The organism is Pedococcus sp. P2_E2 (assembly GCF_056403955.1).
On the sequence record NZ_JBFUEM010000005.1, the window covers coordinates 133,367 to 151,608 of the forward strand.

Below are 18,242 nucleotides of genomic sequence, written 5' to 3' on the forward strand. Positions count from 1 at the left end.
GCGGATGACGTCCCGCACCTTCACCGTCGCCGTTCCCGACGGAGCCCTGCTCCAGGTGCAGGAGTATGCCGCGGGCACGGCCTCCAAGGGCGCCGCCACCTCCGTCGGCAACGCCCCCACCGTGGTCCTGGCGCACGGGTGGACGCTCACGCGGGCGTCGTGGCTCCCGGTCGTCGAGCAGCTCGTCGCGGCGGGGGTGCGGGTGGTGACCTACGACCAGCGGGGGCACGGCGGGTCCAGCCCGTTGCGTGGCCGGCCGACGGTGCGGATGCTCGGTGGCGACCTGGCTGCGGTGCTCGACGTGGTGGCGCCGCGGGGACGAGTGCTCCTCGGAGGTCACTCGATGGGCGGGATGACGGTGATGGCCTACGCGGGGCTGCACCCCGACGAGTTCCGAACCCGGGTGGCCGGCACGGTGCTCGTGGCGACCAGCGCGGGTGACCTGCAGAACCGCCTCTCAGCCGTCGAGGCCCGCCTGATGGCCCTCGCATCGCGGATGCCAGGGATCCCGGCGGGCCGGTTCGTCACGAACCGGGGCCAGCGACGGCTGCTGTTCGGTGCCGACGCCGACCCGTCACACGTGCAGCTGACCCGCGACATGGTGGCGCGGACGTCGCTGCCGACCATGGGCCGGTTCTTCGGCGCCCTCGGTGAGCACGACGAGAGCGAGGCACTGAGCCAGCTGGCCGGCATACCCACCGTGGTGCTGGTCGGTGACCGCGACAGGCTCACGCCGCCCCGGCACGGTCGACGGCTCGCCGAGCTGATCCCCCACGCAGAGCTGCGGATCCTCACCGGTCGCGGTCACATGCTGGTGTACGAAGCCACCGACGAGGTCGTCGAGGCCTTCACGACACTGCTCTCGCCGGTGGCGTGACCGTGACCTGCGCCTGAAAGGCCGTGGGCTCGCACCCTGGCCCGTTGGGCTGGACCTTGCGCGGGGTGACGCGGACCGTGGTCTCGGGGACGAACACCGCGCCTGCCGTGTCGCGCGCGGTGACGGTGACGTCGACGGGTTCGGTGGAGCTGATGGCCGGGAGGTCGACCCACGCCGAGTCCTCCTCGGCACCCATGAAGGCCGCCGTCCCGCACCTGCCTCTGACGCAGGCGCGCACGCTGATCTCGTTGTTGAGGGCCTGGGCGTCGAACGCCCGCGGAAAGCCGGCGATGGTGACGCGGACACCGTTCGTGGCGCCGATCTCCGTGCACGCCCGCGGCGGTGGGACACACGCCGCGGTCGTCAGCACGAGGCCGAGCACGCCGGCGAGCACGAGCGCACGAGAAGGGTTCACCAAGGTTGGAGGGAAGCCACCGGCTGCTGGTTCCGGCGAAGACCGAGTCCCACCGACGCGAGGGCGCCGAGGAGGGCCGCGATCGCCGCGCCGAGGAACACCGTCTGCACCTGCACGAGGCCTGCGGCGAGGAGTGCCTTCGTGTCCGTCTGGTCGGGCAGCGCTGCGACGGTGTCGTAGTAGCGGTGCAGGCCGATCGCCGTCAGCAGCGCCAGGCCCACGACCATCCCGACCATGCGGGCCACGACGACCAGGGCTGAGGCCACGCCGTGCGCCTCGGCCGGGGCGTCGGCGAGGGCCGCGTTGTTGACCGGAGCGAGCGCCAGCCCGACCCCCAGCCCCACGGCCACGAGGACCACCGTGGCCATCGGCCCGTCGAGGGAGCCTTCCCCCCACCCGCTCATCGCGAACAGGCCGACGGTCGCCACCAGCAGGCCGGCCCCACTGACCAGCCCGTCACCGAGCCTGCGCAGCGACCAGCCCCCGAGCAGCGCACCCACGGGCACGGCCAGCAGGAACCGCACCAGCACGAACGCCGCGACAGTCTGCGAGTCGGTGAGCGTCAGCCTCGCGAGCACCGGCACGTCGACGATGACCGCCACGAGGGCGGCGCCCACGAGAAGGCTCACGACGAGGGAGGTCCGCGCCCGGCCTCGCACGACACCGCGCGCCACGAGGGGCTCGGCAACGGTGTGGTGCCTCCAGAGGTAGAGCCCCAGGGCGAGGGCCCCGACCGGCAGCAACGCGAACCCCAGCGGCCCGACCACCTCACGCTCGGGATCGCTGGCGGCAAAGGTCAGCACCACGCTGCCGAGGGCCAGCCCGAGGAGCACAGCACCGGGCAGGTCGGCGCGCCGCAGCAGTACCCACCACCGCGGTGCCGTCACCACGACGAGCGCCAGCACGAGGGTCAGGGCGACCACCCCGATCGGGGTCAACACCCGCGACGTCGAGTCGCCGAACGGCACGAACGGAACTCCCAGCGTCACGTCGGCCGCCAGCCGCGACGGCGCAGCGAGTGCGAGCCCGCCCACGACGAGCGCCGAGGCGCCGAGCACGAGGGGTATGCCGCGTGGTCGTCCTGGCCGCACGCCTCCGATGACGAGTACCGCTCCAGCGAGGACGAGACCGGCCACCACGTTGAGCCAGAAGATCGTCCGCCAGCCGGAGATGGCGAGGACGGCGGCTCCGAACACCGGCCCGAGGACGCTGCCCACCTCCTGCACCGCGCCGACCACGCCCAAGGGGGTGCCCCGCCGGTCAGGCGGCCAGAGGTCGGCCACGATGGCGAGCGTGGCTGGAACGAGACCACCACCCCCGATGCCCTGCAGAACCCGCCCGGTCACCAGGACCGGCAGCTCGACAGCAAGGGCCGTGATCGCGGACCCGACGACGAAGATCGTCAGGCAGGCGACCAGGATCCGTTGTCTGGCAACGAGATCCGCGAGACGGCCAATGAGGGGCAGCACGGCGATGTAGCCGAGCAGGAAGCCCGAGATGATCGGCGTGGCCTTCTGCAGGGCGTCGATGCCGAGACCGACGCCGGTCATCATGTCCGTCAGGGCCAGGACGACGACGTAGGTGTCCGCCGCTGCAAGTGCCACCGCCACGGACGCCGTGGCGAGCAGCGCCCTAGGGGCGGGTGATCGCAACGGGCTGGGGCAGGCTCTTGAGCCGCAGGGAGTAGGTCGAGGTGGCCCCGGCGTAGAACGGTCCCTTGAGGACGACCGTGCGCAGCTCCTGGCCGCTCTGGGTGACGCCGTAGGTCACGTCGAACGTCCCGGAGCGGTCTCCGATGACGAGCAGGTCCGCCACGGCGGCGCCCGGGAGCTTGCCCGTGAAGGCCGTGAGCACATCCGCCCCGTCGCGGACCTTTTCACCCTTGGCGAGGGACTGGGTCTTGCCGATCAGGCTGGTGATCCCGGTCTGCTTGTTGAAGAGCTGCGCCGGGTTGGGGGCTCCGTAGGTCGCCGGGTCGATCTTGTTGTAGTCCGGGGTGAAGAACTTCATGTAGACGTCCTGCTCGACGGCGATCACGTCGACCGTCCCTGTCACGCCGGCGATCGTGGCGTTGAGGGTGCCCTGGAACGACGGCGGGGTGAACAGCCCCGTCCCCTTGGCCGCCGAGACGCCGACCGCCTTGCTGGGCAGGTCGGTCGCATCGAGGGTGAACGTGACCGCCGGGCTCTTCTCGAGGTTCGTGCGCGCCGCCGCGAGCTGCTCGGCCGGGGTGCCCTCCTTGGCCGGGGCCTTGTCGTTGGACGAGCAACCCACGAGGGCGAGTGCCGCGATGGCGGCGATGGCGATTCCCTTGAGGCGCATGCCACCCACGGTAGTCGGAAAGGGAGCGCCCCCCATGGCCGCAACGCGGCACAGCGGCGAGGGGTATGCCGGGTGGTCACCACGCGGCATACCCCTCGGGTCGTCGCTGTGGCCTCAGCGCAGGGTCAGGGCGTCGGCTTCCTGGTCGAGGTCGACCGTCACCGTGTCGCCGTCGCGGACCTGGCCACCGAGGACGGCCTTGGCGAGTCGGTCGCCGATCTCCTTCTGCACGAGCCGGCGCAGCGGGCGGGCGCCGTAGGCCGGGTCGTAGCCGGTGATCGCCAGCCACTCGCGTGCCGCATCGGTGACCTCGAGGGTGATCCGGCGGTCGACCAGGCGGGTGGCGAGCTCCCGGACCTGGAGCTCGACGATGTGGCCCAGCTCGGCGGACGTGAGGGGGTCGAAGATGACGACCTCGTCGAGCCGGTTCAGGAACTCGGGCTTGAAGCTCGCCCGGACCATCCCCATGACCGCCTCGCGCTTGGCCTCGTCGGCCATGCTCGGGTCGACGAGGAACTGGCTGCCGAGGTTGCTGGTCATCACGAGGATGACGTTGCGGAAGTCCACCGTGCGGCCTTGGCCGTCGGTGAGCCGCCCGTCGTCGAGCACCTGGAGCAGGATGTCGAACGTCTCGGGATGCGCCTTCTCGACCTCGTCGAGCAGCACCACCGAGTAAGGACGGCGGCGGACCGCCTCGGTGAGCTGACCGCCCTCCTCGTAGCCGACGTAGCCGGGCGGTGCGCCGATGAGGCGGGCGACCGCGTGCCGCTCGGAGTACTCGCTCATGTCGATGCGGACCATGGCCCGCTCGTCGTCGAAGAGGAAGTCGGCGAGGGACTTGGCAAGCTCGGTCTTGCCGACCCCGGTAGGGCCCAGGAACAGGAAGGAGCCCGTCGGGCGGTTCGGGTCGGCGAGGCCGGCACGGGAACGACGGACGGCGTCACTGACGGCTTCGACGGCGGCGGTCTGCCCGATGAGCCGCGAACCAATGATGGACTCCATGGACAGCAGCTTCTCGGTCTCGCCCTGCAGCAGGCGGCCGGCCGGGATGCCCGTCCAGGCCGAGATCACCTCGGCGATGTCGTCGGCCCCCACGCGCTCCTTGACCATGAGGTCAGCGCTGGCGCGGCCCGACGCGACCTCGTCCTCATTGGCGACGGCCAGTGCCTTCTCGAGCTCGGGGATCTCCCCGAACTCGATCCGGCTGGCGGTCTCGAAGTCGTACTCACGGCGCGCCTTCTCGAGCCGGGTGCGGGCCTCGTCGATCTGGGTCTTCAGGTCACCCACCCGGTTGAGGCCGGACTTCTCGGACTCCCAACGGGCGTTGAGTGCGGCCAGCTCCTCGGACTTGTTGGCGAGGTCCTCGCGGAGCCGGGCCAACCGCTCGACGGAGGCGTCGTCGGTCTCGCGCTCGAGGTGCAGCTCCTCCATCTTGAGCCGGTCGACCGCGCGGCGGAGCTCGTCGATCTCGACCGGGCTGGAGTCGATCTCCATGCGCAGGCGCGAGGCCGCCTCGTCGACGAGGTCGATGGCCTTGTCCGGCAGCTGTCGACCACTGATGTAGCGGTCGGACAGGGAGGCCGCCGCGACCAGGGCCGCGTCCTCGATCTCCACCTTGTGGTGCGCCTCGTAGCGCTCCTTGAGGCCGCGCAGGATCGCGATGGTGTCCTCGACCGACGGCTCGCCGACGAACACCTGCTGGAAGCGTCGCTCGAGGGCGGCGTCCTTCTCGATGTGCTGGCGGTACTCGTCGAGCGTGGTGGCGCCGACCAGCCGCAGCTCTCCGCGGGCGAGCAGCGGCTTGAGCATGTTGCCGGCGTCCATGGCGCCCTCGCCGGTGGCGCCGGCGCCGACGACGGTGTGCAGCTCGTCGATGAAGGTGACGACCTGCCCGTTGCTCTCACGGATCTCCTCGAGCACGGCCTTGAGCCGCTCCTCGAACTCCCCGCGGTACTTCGCGCCGGCGACCATGGCGCCGAGGTCGAGGCTGATCAACCGCTTGTCGCGCAAGGACTCCGGCACGTCGCCGTCGACGATCCGCTGGGCGAGTCCCTCGACGACGGCGGTCTTGCCGACGCCGGGCTCGCCGATGAGGACGGGGTTGTTCTTGGTGCGGCGGGAGAGCACCTGGACGACGCGGCGGATCTCCGAGTCGCGCCCGATCACGGGATCGAGCCTGCCGTCCCGGGCCTCCTGCGTGAGGTCGGTGCCGTACTTCTCGAGGGCCTCACCGCCCTCGGTCGGCGTCTCGCTCGTCACGGTGCGTCCGCCCCGGGTCGCCTCGATCTTGGCTTCCATGTCCTTGGCGCCGCGCTTCTGGACAGCGGCGAGGTGGCCGGTCTCGGCGAGGGCCAGTAGGAGCAGGTCCAGGGCGAGGTAGGTGTCGCCCTTCGCGCGCATGAGGGTGTCCGCCTGCTGGAGGACGGCCAGCGCCTCACGACCGAACGTGGGCGGCTGGGTCGCGCCCGTCGTCGACGGCAGGGCGCGCAGCCGGGCGTCGGCTTGGCCGAGCACGTGGGCGGCGCCGGTCCCGGCGGCCTGCAGCAGCGCGTCGGCCTGCGCCGTGTCGAGCTGCACGAGGGCGCTCGTCAGGTGGTCGGGGGTGATCTCGGGGTTGCCGGCGCTCTGGGCCGCCCGCTGGGCGAGCGCGAGCGCCTCGGCCACCTTGGCGGTGGGCTTCAGCTCCATGCGTGGATGCTCTCCTGTGATCGGTGACTGGGTCCACTATCGACAACTGGACCAAAGTTGAGTCTATTCCACTCAAGTTACCAACGCCTCCTCAGGCGCCCCGAAGCCCGTCGCCGGAGGAGGCCACCCATGAGGTGCCCCGACTCCAGCCGGACCGGGGCACCTCGCGTGCGCGCGCCGGCCACGCGGCATACCGTGGGGGCGTGCCCATCCCCCTGGTCGTCGGGCGGTGGAACCGCGTCGGTTTCAACCGGTTGAGCACGCCCGTGGCGCGACACCTGCCCGGCTTCGCCGTGGTCCACCATCGCGGACGGCGGTCGGGCCGCGCGTACCAGACACCGGTGAACCTGTTCACGATCGGCGACCGCTTCGTCATCGCGCTCGCCTACGGCCCGCACACCGACTGGGTGCGCAACGTCCTCGCCGCCGGCGGCTGCACGATCGAGACCCGCGGCAGGCTGGTCGCCTGTGGGCAGCCCCGTGTCTACCGGGACCCCGGGCGTCAGGGCATCCGGCCGGTCGAGCGGGCCGCCCTCGGCCTGCTCGACGTAGGCGACTTCCTCGACCTCACCCCTCTGACGCCGGCGCCCTGACCGAACACGCTGGCTGTCGTCAGGAGTCGGTGCGTGGCTCCGGGTCGTACCAGCCGCCGTGCTCCTCGGCGAGCGCGCTGAACCGGTCGCGAAGACCTGACTCGACCGGCCCCGACTCGTCGGCGACCATCTCCTCCACGACGTGGACGGCCCACTCGTGGTCCTCGGAGTCGTCCTCTCCCGCAAGCGCTTCCCGCACGACGCGCACTTCGGAGAATCCCTCGTGGGCCAGCTCCGCGGCCACGTCGTCAGCGGTCTCACGGTCCGGGAAGACCAGCAGGTGTTCACTCACAGACAGGAGTATGCCGCGTCGAGGCCGCGTGGAGCCGCGTTCATGCCGCGTGGCCGCGTGGAGGCCTGTCAGGCGGTCATCGTCCAGTCGGACCACCGACAGGCCCGCTGCAGTCGGACCCGTTCGGCCGGCCGGGCTTGCGCGAGCCGGAACCGGACCCAGGCTTCAGGCACCTTCATGTGCCACACGAAGTCTTCCCAGTCGCTGGCGACGGCGAGACGTCGCTCCATGACCGGCACGGGCATGGCCCTGCGAGCCGCCTCACGCTCGACCCGGCGCTCGATGGTCGACCCTGCCCAGCCGGTGCACTCCGTGTCGCCGCGCTCGGCGTGGACGAGCTCGTGCCACAGGGACTGCCGCTCCTGCTCGAGGCTGCGTCCGGAGCGGAGCACGATCGCGCGACGACCGTGGTAGTAGCGGGCGGGCTCGGCAATGGGCTGCCGCAGCATGACGACGTCACGCATCTCGCGGAGCAGCTTCCAGGGGTCAGGAACCCCGGATTCGTCGCTCGAGGGCATCAAGCCTGCTCCTCATCTCGTCGATCAGCGCGAGGACCTCCTCGTCGCCGACCCCTGGCCGGACTCGTGGACCGGGAGCGGTCACGAAGCCGCCATTGTGCGTCGACCCACCGACAGGCTCGCCGCGGTCGTCCAGTCCCAGCGCGTCGAGGACCTGCGCGCGCTTGACGTCCTGGACACCGAGCCCGTCCTCCACCCGCTTCCACGTGATCGAGGAGATCCGCGCCTCCCTCGCCGCCTGCTCCTTGCTCCAGCCACGGGCCAGCCGCGCGCGCTCGACGCGGTGTCCCAGCTGTTCCAGGTGCTCCGGGTTCATGGCCGTCATCTTGCCAGTCACCCCCAGTCACATCCAGTCACTCCTGGTCCTGCTCAGTCACATCACGACCCGTCACGACCACCCTTCCTGACCACCAGCCGCGTGATGGGCCGTCTTTCTGTGGTTTCCCAGGCGCGGCGCTTGCCCGAATGACCGTGCCTGACTACATTCATGGTCATGTCTGGGGGAACATCGCCACACCGTGTCATCGAGGTGCACGGCTACGCACTTCGAGTGATCCGCCAAGCCCGCGGGCGTGGCGTCGCAGATCTCGCCGCGGCGCTCGAGGTCGACAGGTCCTACATCAGGCACCTCGAGAACGGCAGCAAGCTGCGGGTCAGCCCGGAGCTCTACACGGCTCTCCTGCGCGAGCTGCAGATCGAGGACTACCGCGCCCTGCTGGCCACCGCACCGTTGCGCCACGCCTGAGGGCTCTCGCCCTGGTCGTCAGTGCGACGAGGGACGCCAGACGACCAGTGCCTGTGACCGTTGCAGGCGCGGGCGCTGACCGGCCCGCACGGCGATGACATCTCCGGTGGGGCCGACGGCGAAGACCCTCGAGGCCGGGCGCATCCCCGCCGACACCCGTGCTCGCTCGAGCTCGTCGGAGAGCTCGAGCACCCGACCCCGCAGAGCGGCCACCTGGTTCTCGAGCTCCAGGATGCGCTGGATGCCTGCGAGGCTCACGCCCTCTTCCTGCGACAGCCGCTGCACCTCACGGAGCATGGCGACGTCACGGCCGGAGTAGCGACGGCCGCCTCCGCGGGTCCGCGACGGGCTGACCAGCCCGAGCCGGTCGTACTGGCGCAGCGTCTGGGCGTGCATGCCGGCCAACGTGGCCGCCACGGAGATGACGAAGATGGGCGCATCGTCGTCGGGGGAGAAACCGCGCACCTCGGTCATCGCCCGGTCACGCCCTCGCGTTGGCGAACAGCTCGGCCCTGGGGTCGAAGCCCTCGTCCAGCGACTTCAGCGTCTCGACGGCGGCCTTCGCCTCGTCCGACAGCCGTTGCGGCACCACGACGGTGACCCGGGCCATCAGGTCGCCGGGCTTGTCCTTCAGGGGCACGCCGCGACCCTTCAGGCGCAGCACCCGGCCGCTGGGGGTGCCCGGAGCCACCCGCACCTTGACGGCCGAGCCGTCGAGGGTCGGTACCGAGACGGTGGCCCCGAGGGTCGCCTCGGCAAAGGTCACCGGGAGGTCGATCGTCAGGTTGTTCCCGTCGCGACCGAACACCGGGTGCTTCTCCACCGTGATGGTGAGGATGAGGTCGCCGGGCGCGGCGCCCGAGTCGCCGGGTTGGCCCTTGCCGCGCAGCCGGATCTTCTGGCCGTCCTTGACACCGGCGGGAATCCGCGTGGTGATCTGGCCGCCGCCAGTGGTGCTCAGAGTGACCGTCGCGCCCTCGACCGCATCGCGGAAGGACAGGCTCGTGCGAGCAGTCAGGTCCGCACCCTTGCGCGGCCCCTGCGGCGCACGGAAACCCGCCCCTCCGTATGCCGGGCCGGCACCGGCCCCGAACATCCCCCCGAGCAGGTCCTCGAGGTTGGGCTCGCCGCCTCCGCCACCAGTCGAGTAGCGCACCCTGGTGCCACCGCCACGACCTCCGCCGCCCCCGAACATCGCCGAGAACACGTCGTCGAACCCCCCGGAGCCGCCGCCCGGACCGCCCGCGGTGAAGCGGGCGCCACCGTGCGCCATCTGCCGGATCGCGTCGTACTCGCGGCGCTTCTCGGGGTCGGAGAGGACGGAGTTCGCCTCGCCGACGTCCTTGAAGCGCTGCTCGGCTGCCGCATCCCCCGCGTTCTGGTCGGGGTGGTGCTTGCGGGCGAGCTTGCGGTAGGCCTTCTTGATGGTTGCGCTGTCAGCATCCTTGGGAACACCGAGGATCGCGTAGAAGTCCTTCTCGAACCAGTCCTGGCTAGCCATGTCGGCGCCCTCCTCTCTGCTGAGTCGTGCAGGTTTCGTTCCGAGTGGGTGGGAAACCTGCGGTCATCCCCTGGTCACTCAGGATCGGCCACGGCCACGCGCGCCGCCCGCAGGATCTGCTCCCCGGCGCGATAGCCGGGCTGCAGGACGCGCACGACCGTCGTCGAACCGGTGGGCTCCACGGAACCGTCCTGCGGCCAGGCGGTGTGCATCAGCGCCTCGTGCAGGGTCGGGTCGAACTCCTCGCCGATCGCGCCGTAGCGCTGCAGCCCGAACTTCGTGAGGGTGGACTCGAGCTTGTCGGCGATGGCGGAGAACGGCCCCTCGGTGAGGTCGCCGTGCTCCCGCGCAGCGTGGATGTCGTCGAGCACCGGCAGCAGCGCCTCGATCACCGACTGGGCGGCGCGCTCCTGCACGAGCGCCCGGTCGCGGTCCACGCGGCGCTTGTAGTTGACGTACTCGGCCTGCAGCCGCTGGAGGTCGCTGAGGCGTTCCGCCGCCAGGAACGTGTCCGGGTGGAGGTCGGACGCAGCGGTGTCGCTCCCCGACTCCTCGGGCGGCGTGCCCGCCTCAACGGGGGCCTCGTCGTCGAGGATGTCGCCGGCGAGGATGTCGTCGTCGAGGGGGGCCGCCTCGGCGGTGGTGGGCGCGACGGTCTCGTCGGCGCCCACCACCTCCTCGGCACCTTCAGCAGGCTGGTGCTGCTCGGTCACTTCTTGGCCCCATCGGTCTCGTCGTCCTCGACGACCTCGGCGTCCACGACGTCGTCGTCGGACGAACCCTCGTCGGCGGAGCCGGCGTCACCCGAAGGCGCACCGTCACCGGCGGCGCCGGCCTGCTCGGACTCGGCGGCCGCGGCATACATCGCGGTGCCCAGCTTCTGCGACTCCTCGGAGAGCTTCGAGCTCTTCGCCGAGATGTCCTCGGGCGTCGCGCCCGACTCCGGCTTGAGGGCCTCCTTGAGGTCCGCGAGCGCCGCGTCGACGTCGCCGCGACCGTCGGCAGGGATCTTGTCGGCGTTGTCACCGAGGAACTTCTCGGTGGTGTAGACGAGGTTCTCCGCGGTGTTGCGGGCCTCGGTCTCCTCGCGACGCTTCCTGTCCTCCTCGGCGTGGGCCTCGGCTTCCTTGATCATCCGCTCGATGTCCTCCTTGGCGAGAGCCGAGCCGCCGGAGATGGTGATCTTCTGCTCCTGGCCGGTGCCACGGTCCTTGGCGGACACGTTGACGATGCCGTTGGCGTCGATGTCGAAGGTGACCTCGACCTGCGGGACGCCACGGGGCGCCGGCGCGATGCCACTGAGCTCGAAGGTGCCGAGCTGCTTGTTGTGCTGCGCGATCTCACGCTCGCCCTGGAAGACCTGGATGAGCACGCTCGGCTGGTTGTCCTCGGCAGTGGAGAAGACCTCGGAGCGCTTGGTCGGGATGGCCGTGTTGCGCTCGATGAGCTTGGTGAACAGCCCACCCTTGGTCTCGATGCCGAGCGAGAGCGGCGTGACGTCGATGAGCAGGACGTCCTTGCGCTCACCCTTGAGGACACCGGCCTGCAGGCTCGCGCCGACAGCCACGACCTCGTCGGGGTTGACGCCCTTGTTGGGCTCCTTGCCACCGGTGAGCTCCTTGACGAGGGTGCTCACGGCGGGCATGCGGGTCGAACCGCCGACGAGGACCACGTGGTCGATGTCGGCCAGCGCGATGCCGGCGTCCTTGATGACGTTCTGGAACGGCTGACGGGTCCGGTCGAGCAGGTCCTTGGTCAGCTGCTCGAACTGGGCGCGGCTGATCGTCTCCTCGAGGTGGATCGGGCCGTTCTCGGACATCGAGAGGTACTGCATCGACACGTTGGTGGTGGTCGAGGAGGAGAGCTCCTTCTTGGCCTGCTCCGCCGCGTCGCGCAGCCGCTGCATGGCGATCTTGTCCTTGGACAGGTCCACTCCAGACGTGTTCTTCACGGTGGTGAGGAGGTGGTTGACGATGCGCTCGTCCCAGTCGTCGCCACCGAGCTGGTTGTCGCCGCTGGTCGCGCGGACCTGGATGGTCGAGAAGCCGTCCTCGGGGTCCTTGCCGACCTCGAGGAGGGACACGTCGAAGGTGCCGCCACCGAGGTCGAAGACGAGGATGAGCTCGTCCTCCTTGCCCTTGTCGAGACCGTACGCCAGGGCCGCGGCGGTGGGCTCGTTGATGATGCGCAGCACGTTGAGGCCCGCGATCTCACCGGCCTCCTTGGTGGCCTGGCGCTCGTGGTCGTCGAAGTACGCGGGGACGGTGATGACCGCATCGGTCACGACCTCACCGAGGTAGGACTCGGCGTCGCGCTTGAGCTTCTGCAGGATGCGGGCGCTGATCTCCTGCGCGGTGTAGGTCTTGCCGTCGATCTCCGGCGAGGTCCAGTCGCGGCCGATGTGGCGCTTGACGGAACGGATCGTCCGGTCGACGTTGGTGACGGCCTGGCGCTTGGCGATCTCGCCGACCAGGACCTCACCGCCCTTGGAGAACGCCACGACGGACGGGGTCGTGCGACCGCCCTCCGCGTTGGCGATGATCGTCGGCTCCCCGCCCTCGAGGACGGCGACAGCCGAGTTGGTGGTACCGAGGTCGATGCCGACCGCACGTGCCATGGTGAATCTCCTGTGTGTCTGGGTTGTATCTGGGTTACGTCTGGGTAGAGCTCTGGGTTGAGTTGCCTGCACTCAAGTTAGAAGCCGGTGTGCCGTGTGGCAAATCGAGGCGCCAAACTTGCGTTCACTCGACTCAACTTCGTGCGGCGCCGGGGTGTTCCCACTCCCGCGAAGTTTTCTCTTCGGACGTGCTGCCGTTCAGTGCCTGCTCAGGTGAGGAGCAGGTCGCGAAGGTAGAGTCCGGTGCGCACGATCCGAGCCGCGTGGTCTCCACCCCGGCAGACGCCCACGAGGGGGACCGACGTGAAGCGGTGGCGGTCCTGGTCGCTGCAGCGGCGCGTGCTCGTCGTCGCCGCTGCCGTCGCGACGGTCGTGCTCGTGCTGGGCCTGGCTGCTTTCGGCCTGACCCTGGACCGCATCCTCTACCGCTCGGCGCAGGATGCCGCCCGGGTCCAGGCCGCCCAGGTCGCGGCGGTCGTGGCCGACGGTGAGGCGCCTGCCCGCGCCGCCCTCCAGCAGATCCCCGGCTCGGGCTCGATCCTTCAGATCATCGAGCGTCGCGGTGTTGTCGTGGCCTCGTCCGAGGTGGCCCAGCGGGCACCGATCACCAAGCTGCGCCCCGCTCCCGGCAGCGTCGCTGTCGACCAGGTCACCGGCATACCCGGGGAGACCGGTGAGCCGCACGCCATCGTGGCGCAGGGGGTCCGGGACCCGGCCGGCAGCGAGTTCGTGGTGGTGGTCGGCGCGCCACTCGACGTGGCCACCACCACGGTGCAGACCGCGACCGGTCTGTTGGCGGTCGGGGCGACCGCCATGCTGGTGCTGCTGCTCTTCCTCATCTGGCGCATCCTCAGGCAGGCCCTGCGACCGGTCGAGAGGATCCGCAGTGAGGTCGCCAGGATCACCCAGGTGCGCGGTCGGGGTCACCTCACGGTGCCGCCTTCGGGGGACGAGATCGCCCGACTTGCCGAGACGATGAACCTGATGCTCGACCGGCTGGAGCAGGCGGACGCCACGACGCGGCGGTTCGTCAGCGACGCGTCGCACGAGCTGCGGAGCCCGCTTGCCACGATCATCGCCGCCATCGACGTCGCCAACCGGAGCTCGACCCCCGACCCGGCCCGCGACGAGGTCATCGCGTCCGAGGCGCTGCGCATGCAACGGCTCGTCGACGACCTGCTGACCCTGGCGAAGGCCGACGACGGACTACCCCTGTCCCTGCGTGAAGTCGACGTCGACGACCTGGTGGACGTCGAGGTACGACGGCTGCGCGCCACCGTGGAGTTCCCGGTCACCGGCTCGATCGCGGCCGCCCGCGTGACCGGCGACCCGGCGCGACTCAGCCAGGCGATCCGCAACCTCGTCGACAATGCCGCCCGGCACACCACCGGCGGCGTCGACCTCGGGGTGAGCGTCGAGGGTGGCGAGGTGGTGGTGACGGTGGACAACGACGGCCCACCGATCCCGGAGACCGAGCGGCAGAGGGTGTTCGACCGCTTCGCCAGGCTGGAGCAGGCGCGCGAGCGAGACCGCGGAGGCAGCGGGCTCGGGCTGGCGATCGTCCGCACGGTGGTGGAGGCCCACGGCGGCACTGCGCAGGCGGGCGTCTCGCCGACAGGTCAGTGCCGGTTCGAGATCAGGCTCCCCCGGGACCCGGGGCCGTCGACGTGACCGGCATCAGCCGGTATCCCATGCCGCGCACGGTCTCGATCGACGTCACCCCGAAGGCCGAGTCGATCTTCTTGCGCAGGTAGCCCACGTAGACCTCGACGATGTTCTCGCTGCCGTCGAAAGCCGGGTCCCAGACGTTCTCGAGGATCTCGGCCTTCGACAACACCGACTCGGGGTGGCGCATCAGGTAGTGCAGCACCGCGAACTCGCGAGCCGTCAACGAGATCTGGTGACCGGCACGGCATACCGTGCGCTTCGTCGGGTCCAGCTCGAGGTCGCCGACGGTCAGCGTGACCGGTCGGGCAGGGGCGCCCCTGCGCACGAGCGCTCGTAACCGGGCCACGAGCACCACGAAGCTGAACGGCTTGGTGAGGTAGTCGTCGGCGCCGAGCTCGAAGGCATCCGTCTGGTCGTACTCCCCGTCCTTGGCGGTGAGCATCAGCGTGGGCGCCCAGATCTTGAGGGAGCGGATGTTGCGCAGCACGTCATAGCCGTTGCGCCCGGGCAGCATGATGTCGAGGACGATCACGTCATAGGGGTTCTCGGTCGCCATCCACTGACCGGTGATGCCGTCGTGGGCCACGTCGACGACGAAGCCCTCGTTGGTCAGGCCGCGGCGGACCGTGTCGGCCAGGGCCAGCTCATCCTCAACGAGCAAGACGCGCATCGGACCCTGCCCCTCTGTCGGATCGACTCTCGTCGGCTCGGGTGTCGGTGGACTGCCAGCGCCCAGCGTAGGGCCGCAACAGGTCCGACAGTCGCCGCCCGAACAGCAGGACCACCGCCGCCGTCACGGCCAGCACGCACACCGCCAGCGCCCACGCGGCCAGCACGTCGGTCAGCCAGTGGTAGCCGAGGTAGAGCCGGCTGGCCCCGATCGCCCCACTGACCACGACCCACGCCGACACGACCAGCCAGCGGCGCGCCGCACTCCAGGCCCCTCGGAGCAGCAGACCGACGACCAGCCCGAAGAAGACCGTGGAGAAGGCCGTGTGCCCGGAGGGGAAGGAGTACCCCGAGTCGAAGGCGCCCAGCATCGTCGAGGCCGGGGGACGGGCGCGTCCGACGACGTGCTTGAGGGCGAGGGTCAACGCCGAGCCGACCACCATCGCACCGCCCACGACCGCTGCGGCGGCGAGGTCGCGCCGGCGGAGCACCAGCCACGCCACGACGACCAGGGTCAGCAGTCCGATCGAGACCTCGCTGCCGATCGCGGTCAGGGCGTGGGCCAGCACGGTGAGGACCGGGGTCCGGTGGCTGACGACCGCATCGGTGACGGCGGGGTCGTGGGCGGAGAGGTCACCGTGCTCGCCGGCGCCGTCCGCGAGCGCCACGACGCCGAGTCCCGCGGCGACGGCGGCCACGGCACACGCCACCACGGCGCCCGGGACCGAGGGGAATGGCGGCGTGCGTCCGGCCGACGTCGGCAGGGCGGCGGGGTGACTCATGGGCGGAGCTCCTCAGGGGTTCGGGTGCTCAGTGTCAGGCGCGGAGTCTGAGCGATTCCTGAGGAAGTGACTCCCGGGACTGGCGAGAGGACCCCTGCGAAGCTCATCGAGGTGACTCTCAGGAATGGCTCAGGTTCGAGGCATCATGGTGGACGGGGTAGCCACCGTGGGTACCTGCCGAGCGAGGGGGTCCCATGGCAGCACTGGCAGCGCCGACGTCCCCACGGGCCACCCCGCCGGGTCGCGCTCCGGGGCGAGGGGCGCCGTCGGGTCGCGCCCCATGGGGCCGAGCTCCGTGGAGTCGCGCCGTGCTGCGTCTCGGTGCGGCGGCCGCCGTCATCGGGGCGGTGTTCGGGTGGGCCCTCCCCGCCCTCGCCGGAGCGCGGTGGTCCGCGATCGGCGGGGTGCTCGCCAAGGTCGGGACACCTGAGCTCGTGGTCCTCACGCTGGTCTGGGCCGCCGGCCTGGTAGCCCACTCCTTCGTCCTCACCGGCGCCCTCCCCGGGCTCAGTCGACGCCGTGCGCTGACCCTGAGCCTCACGGGCAGCGCGGTCTCGAACGTCGCGCCCATGGGCGGGGCCCTCGGGGTGGCGACCAACCTGGCGATGGTCCGGGCCTGGCGGTTCCGCGAGACCGCCTTCGCCGCCTTCACCGTGGTCACGAACATCTGGGACGTCCTCTCCAAGCTGCTGCTGCCCGTCCTTGCGCTCAGCGCCCTCCTCCTCGCCGGCCACGGCAGCGGGCACTTCGTGCGAACCACCGCTGCCGGGGCCGTGCTCCTGCTGGCGGCGGTGCTGGCCGCCGTCCTCGGTGCGCTGCGCAGCGAACGGTCTGCCAGCCGTTCCGTCGGCGCCGTGGTGCGGGTGCTCCGCGCACTGCTGCGCGGGAGGGGCGAGCGGTGGCTCGAGGGCGCCACCCGCGGCGTCCTCGAGACGCGTGCCCAGGTGTGCGCCGTTGCGGCCCGCACGTGGCCGCAGCTGAGCGCAGGAATGGGCGCCTACGTGCTGCTCCAAGGGGCGCTGCTCTGGGGGTGCCTGCACGTGGTGGCGGCCACCGTGCCCTGGTATGCCGTGCTGGCGGCCTTCGCGGTCGAACGACTCCTCTCGCTCGTCGTCGTCACACCCGGCGGCACCGGGACGGCCGAGGCGGGGACGGTCGCGGCGCTGGTGGCCCTGGGCGGTGACCCGCTGGCCGTGACATCGGGGGTCCTGCTCTACCGCGGCTTCATCTTCCTGCTCGAGATCCCGGTCGGCGCAGTGTGGCTCGGGGGCTGGCTGGTTGCCAGGAGCCGGATGGCCCGGGTGCTGCGATGAAGATCCTGCACACCACCGACACGTATGCCCCCACGGTGGGCGGGATCGAGGTGATGGTCCACGACCTCGCCGGCCGCCAGGCAGCCGAAGGGCACCAGGTCACCGTGCTGACCCGCACCGCCGGCCCGACCGGCCCGGGCGCGAACGGCGTGGTCGTCGTGCGTGACGTCCGCGCATCGCGGGCCCTGGCGTCGCAGGCGGACACCGTCCACTCCCACGTGTCGGCCATCTCCCCGCTCGCCCTGCGGACTGCGGAGTTCGCTGCTGCCCAAGGGATCCCGGTCGTGGCGACGGTCCACTCGATGTGGACGGGCACGTGGCCGCTGTATCGCGCGACCTCCGCGGTGCGGGGCTGGGCCGAGCTGCCGATCCAGTGGGCAGCCGTGAGCGAGGCGGCGTCCGAACCGCTACGTCGCGCCCTGCGAGGTCGTCCCGTGCTGGTCCTGCCGAATGCCGTCGACACAGCGCTGTGGGCGCCCGCCGACCGGCGCACCGCGCACGGCAGGCCCCTGGGGGCCGGTGGCGCACCCATCGATCGCCCTGCCGGCCAGGTCACAATCGTCAGCGTCATGCGGATGACCCGCCGCAAGCGGCCGTTGCAGCTGGTGTCGACCCTGCGCCGGATGCGTGCGGCCCTTCCCCCGGACGTGGAGGTTCGCGTCGTGCTGGTCGGTGACGGACCCCAGCTCGGCCAGGTCAGGGGTCGGCTCTCGCAGTGGGGCATGCAGGGCTGGGTGGAAGCCCCGGGAGCCTTGGCGCACGAGCAGATCCGGGCCCTCTATGCAGGAGCCGACGTGTTCGTGGCCCCTGCCACGCTCGAGTCCTTCGGGATCGCAGCCTTGGAGGCCCGCGCGTCCGGCTTGGCCGTGGTCGCGCGATCCGGGACCGGGGTGGCCGACTTCGTCTCCGACGGCGTGGAGGGACTGCTGGCCGGCAGTGACGCCGAGCTGGCCGGGCAGCTGGTCCGGCTCTGCACGGATGCCGGTCTGCGGACGCGAATCCAGCGGTACAACACGTCTGTGCGCCCGGCATACGACTGGTCCGATGTCCTGTGGCGCACGGCGTACGCCTACGACGCCGCAGCCGAACGTGCGGCGGGCACGCACCACACCGTCCCCGAGGGGACCTTGCACCTCGCCCGACCCCGGCGCGACCGATCCCCTACGGTCGCGGCCCGTGAGGTCGAGGGCGAGCCAGCCTGAACGGGTCCCCTGCCCGCAGGCTGGCGGGTGGCGTCCGGCG

General features: G+C 70.9%; 19 protein-coding genes. 6 read left to right on the plus strand and 13 right to left on the minus strand.

Going from position 1 to position 18,242, the window contains the following annotated elements:
* Positions 1-4 precede the first annotated feature (4 nt).
* Complete coding sequence (locus tag AC1DWR_RS11965) at positions 5-877, plus strand: alpha/beta fold hydrolase (RefSeq protein WP_477614084.1); 873 nt, start codon at positions 5-7, stop codon at positions 875-877.
* On the opposite strand, the gene AC1DWR_RS11970 is transcribed toward AC1DWR_RS11965, so the two are convergent.
* From AC1DWR_RS11970 to clpB, 4 genes are all read right to left on the minus strand, one after another.
* Complete coding sequence (locus tag AC1DWR_RS11970) at positions 849-1,292, minus strand: hypothetical protein (RefSeq protein ID WP_477614085.1); 444 nt, start codon at positions 1,290-1,292, stop codon at positions 849-851. The two genes, AC1DWR_RS11965 and AC1DWR_RS11970, sit on opposite strands and share 29 nt — an antisense overlap.
* Positions 1,289-2,896 carry an MFS transporter gene (locus tag AC1DWR_RS11975; protein WP_477614086.1) on the minus strand — a complete coding sequence of 536 codons (1,608 nt, stop codon included), beginning with the start codon at positions 2,894-2,896 and terminating at the stop codon, positions 1,289-1,291. Before AC1DWR_RS11975 ends, AC1DWR_RS11970 begins: the two co-directional genes overlap by 4 nt.
* Before the next feature lie 28 nt (positions 2,897-2,924).
* Positions 2,925-3,614, minus strand: coding sequence for an LppX_LprAFG lipoprotein (locus AC1DWR_RS11980; protein WP_477614087.1), 690 nt, complete (start codon positions 3,612-3,614; stop codon positions 2,925-2,927).
* A gap of 114 nt (positions 3,615-3,728) precedes the next feature.
* Entirely contained in the window at positions 3,729-6,302 is a 2,574-nt protein-coding gene (gene clpB / locus AC1DWR_RS11985) for an ATP-dependent chaperone ClpB (RefSeq protein WP_477614088.1), read from the minus strand.
* Positions 6,303-6,505: 203 nt separating this feature from the next.
* Between clpB and AC1DWR_RS11990 the strand changes: the two genes are divergently transcribed.
* Entirely contained in the window at positions 6,506-6,895 is a 390-nt protein-coding gene (locus AC1DWR_RS11990) for a nitroreductase family deazaflavin-dependent oxidoreductase (RefSeq protein ID WP_477614089.1), read from the plus strand.
* Positions 6,896-6,914: 19 nt separating this feature from the next.
* Here the strand turns inward: AC1DWR_RS11990 and AC1DWR_RS11995 are convergent, their stop codons facing one another.
* From AC1DWR_RS11995 to AC1DWR_RS12005, 3 genes are all read right to left on the minus strand, one after another.
* Complete coding sequence (locus tag AC1DWR_RS11995) at positions 6,915-7,187, minus strand: ribonuclease E inhibitor RraB (RefSeq protein ID WP_477614090.1); 273 nt, start codon at positions 7,185-7,187, stop codon at positions 6,915-6,917.
* 68 nt (positions 7,188-7,255) lie between these two features.
* On the minus strand, positions 7,256-7,705 hold the full coding sequence (locus AC1DWR_RS12000; protein ID WP_477614091.1) for a hypothetical protein: 450 nt from the start codon (positions 7,703-7,705) through the stop codon (positions 7,256-7,258).
* Positions 7,674-8,021 (minus strand): helix-turn-helix domain-containing protein, encoded by a 348-nt coding sequence (locus AC1DWR_RS12005; RefSeq protein WP_477614092.1) that lies wholly within the window; start codon positions 8,019-8,021, stop codon positions 7,674-7,676. Before AC1DWR_RS12005 ends, AC1DWR_RS12000 begins: the two co-directional genes overlap by 32 nt.
* Before the next feature lie 177 nt (positions 8,022-8,198).
* Between AC1DWR_RS12005 and AC1DWR_RS12010 the strand changes: the two genes are divergently transcribed.
* Entirely contained in the window at positions 8,199-8,450 is a 252-nt protein-coding gene (locus AC1DWR_RS12010; RefSeq protein WP_477614093.1) for a helix-turn-helix domain-containing protein, read from the plus strand.
* 18 nt (positions 8,451-8,468) lie between these two features.
* Here the strand turns inward: AC1DWR_RS12010 and AC1DWR_RS12015 are convergent, their stop codons facing one another.
* The 4 genes from AC1DWR_RS12015 to dnaK form a co-directional block, all read right to left on the minus strand.
* On the minus strand, positions 8,469-8,924 hold the full coding sequence (locus AC1DWR_RS12015) for a heat shock protein transcriptional repressor HspR (RefSeq protein ID WP_477614094.1): 456 nt from the start codon (positions 8,922-8,924) through the stop codon (positions 8,469-8,471).
* Positions 8,925-8,931: 7 nt separating this feature from the next.
* Positions 8,932-9,951, minus strand: a complete 1,020-nt coding sequence (locus AC1DWR_RS12020) for a DnaJ C-terminal domain-containing protein (RefSeq protein WP_477614095.1) — start codon at positions 9,949-9,951, stop codon at positions 8,932-8,934.
* Between the two features lie 74 nt (positions 9,952-10,025).
* Positions 10,026-10,664 (minus strand): nucleotide exchange factor GrpE, encoded by a 639-nt coding sequence (grpE, locus tag AC1DWR_RS12025; RefSeq protein WP_477614096.1) that lies wholly within the window; start codon positions 10,662-10,664, stop codon positions 10,026-10,028.
* Complete coding sequence (dnaK, locus tag AC1DWR_RS12030) at positions 10,661-12,568, minus strand: molecular chaperone DnaK (RefSeq protein ID WP_477624496.1); 1,908 nt, start codon at positions 12,566-12,568, stop codon at positions 10,661-10,663. Before dnaK ends, grpE begins: the two co-directional genes overlap by 4 nt.
* Positions 12,569-12,871: 303 nt before the next feature.
* On the opposite strand from dnaK, the gene AC1DWR_RS12035 reads away from it, so the two are divergent.
* On the plus strand, positions 12,872-14,239 hold the full coding sequence (locus AC1DWR_RS12035; protein ID WP_477614098.1) for a sensor histidine kinase: 1,368 nt from the start codon (positions 12,872-12,874) through the stop codon (positions 14,237-14,239).
* Here the strand turns inward: AC1DWR_RS12035 and AC1DWR_RS12040 are convergent.
* Together AC1DWR_RS12040 and AC1DWR_RS12045 are read right to left on the minus strand one after the other, a co-directional pair.
* The gene (locus AC1DWR_RS12040) at positions 14,205-14,906 is read right to left on the minus strand and encodes a response regulator transcription factor (protein ID WP_477614099.1); all 702 of its coding nucleotides are present in this window, start codon (positions 14,904-14,906) and stop codon (positions 14,205-14,207) included. The two genes, AC1DWR_RS12035 and AC1DWR_RS12040, sit on opposite strands and share 35 nt — an antisense overlap.
* On the minus strand, positions 14,887-15,687 hold the full coding sequence (locus AC1DWR_RS12045) for a phosphatase PAP2 family protein (protein WP_477614100.1): 801 nt from the start codon (positions 15,685-15,687) through the stop codon (positions 14,887-14,889). The genes AC1DWR_RS12040 and AC1DWR_RS12045 overlap by 20 nt, the downstream gene beginning before the upstream one ends.
* 308 nt (positions 15,688-15,995) lie before the next feature.
* Between AC1DWR_RS12045 and AC1DWR_RS12050 the strand changes: the two genes are divergently transcribed.
* Together AC1DWR_RS12050 and AC1DWR_RS12055 are read left to right on the plus strand one after the other, a co-directional pair.
* Entirely contained in the window at positions 15,996-17,000 is a 1,005-nt protein-coding gene (locus tag AC1DWR_RS12050) for a lysylphosphatidylglycerol synthase domain-containing protein (RefSeq protein WP_477614101.1), read from the plus strand.
* Positions 16,997-18,202: a glycosyltransferase family 4 protein gene (locus AC1DWR_RS12055; RefSeq protein WP_477614102.1), complete on the plus strand. Its 1,206-nt coding sequence runs from the start codon at positions 16,997-16,999 to the stop codon at positions 18,200-18,202. Before AC1DWR_RS12050 ends, AC1DWR_RS12055 begins: the two co-directional genes overlap by 4 nt.
* Positions 18,203-18,242: the final 40 nt, after the last annotated feature.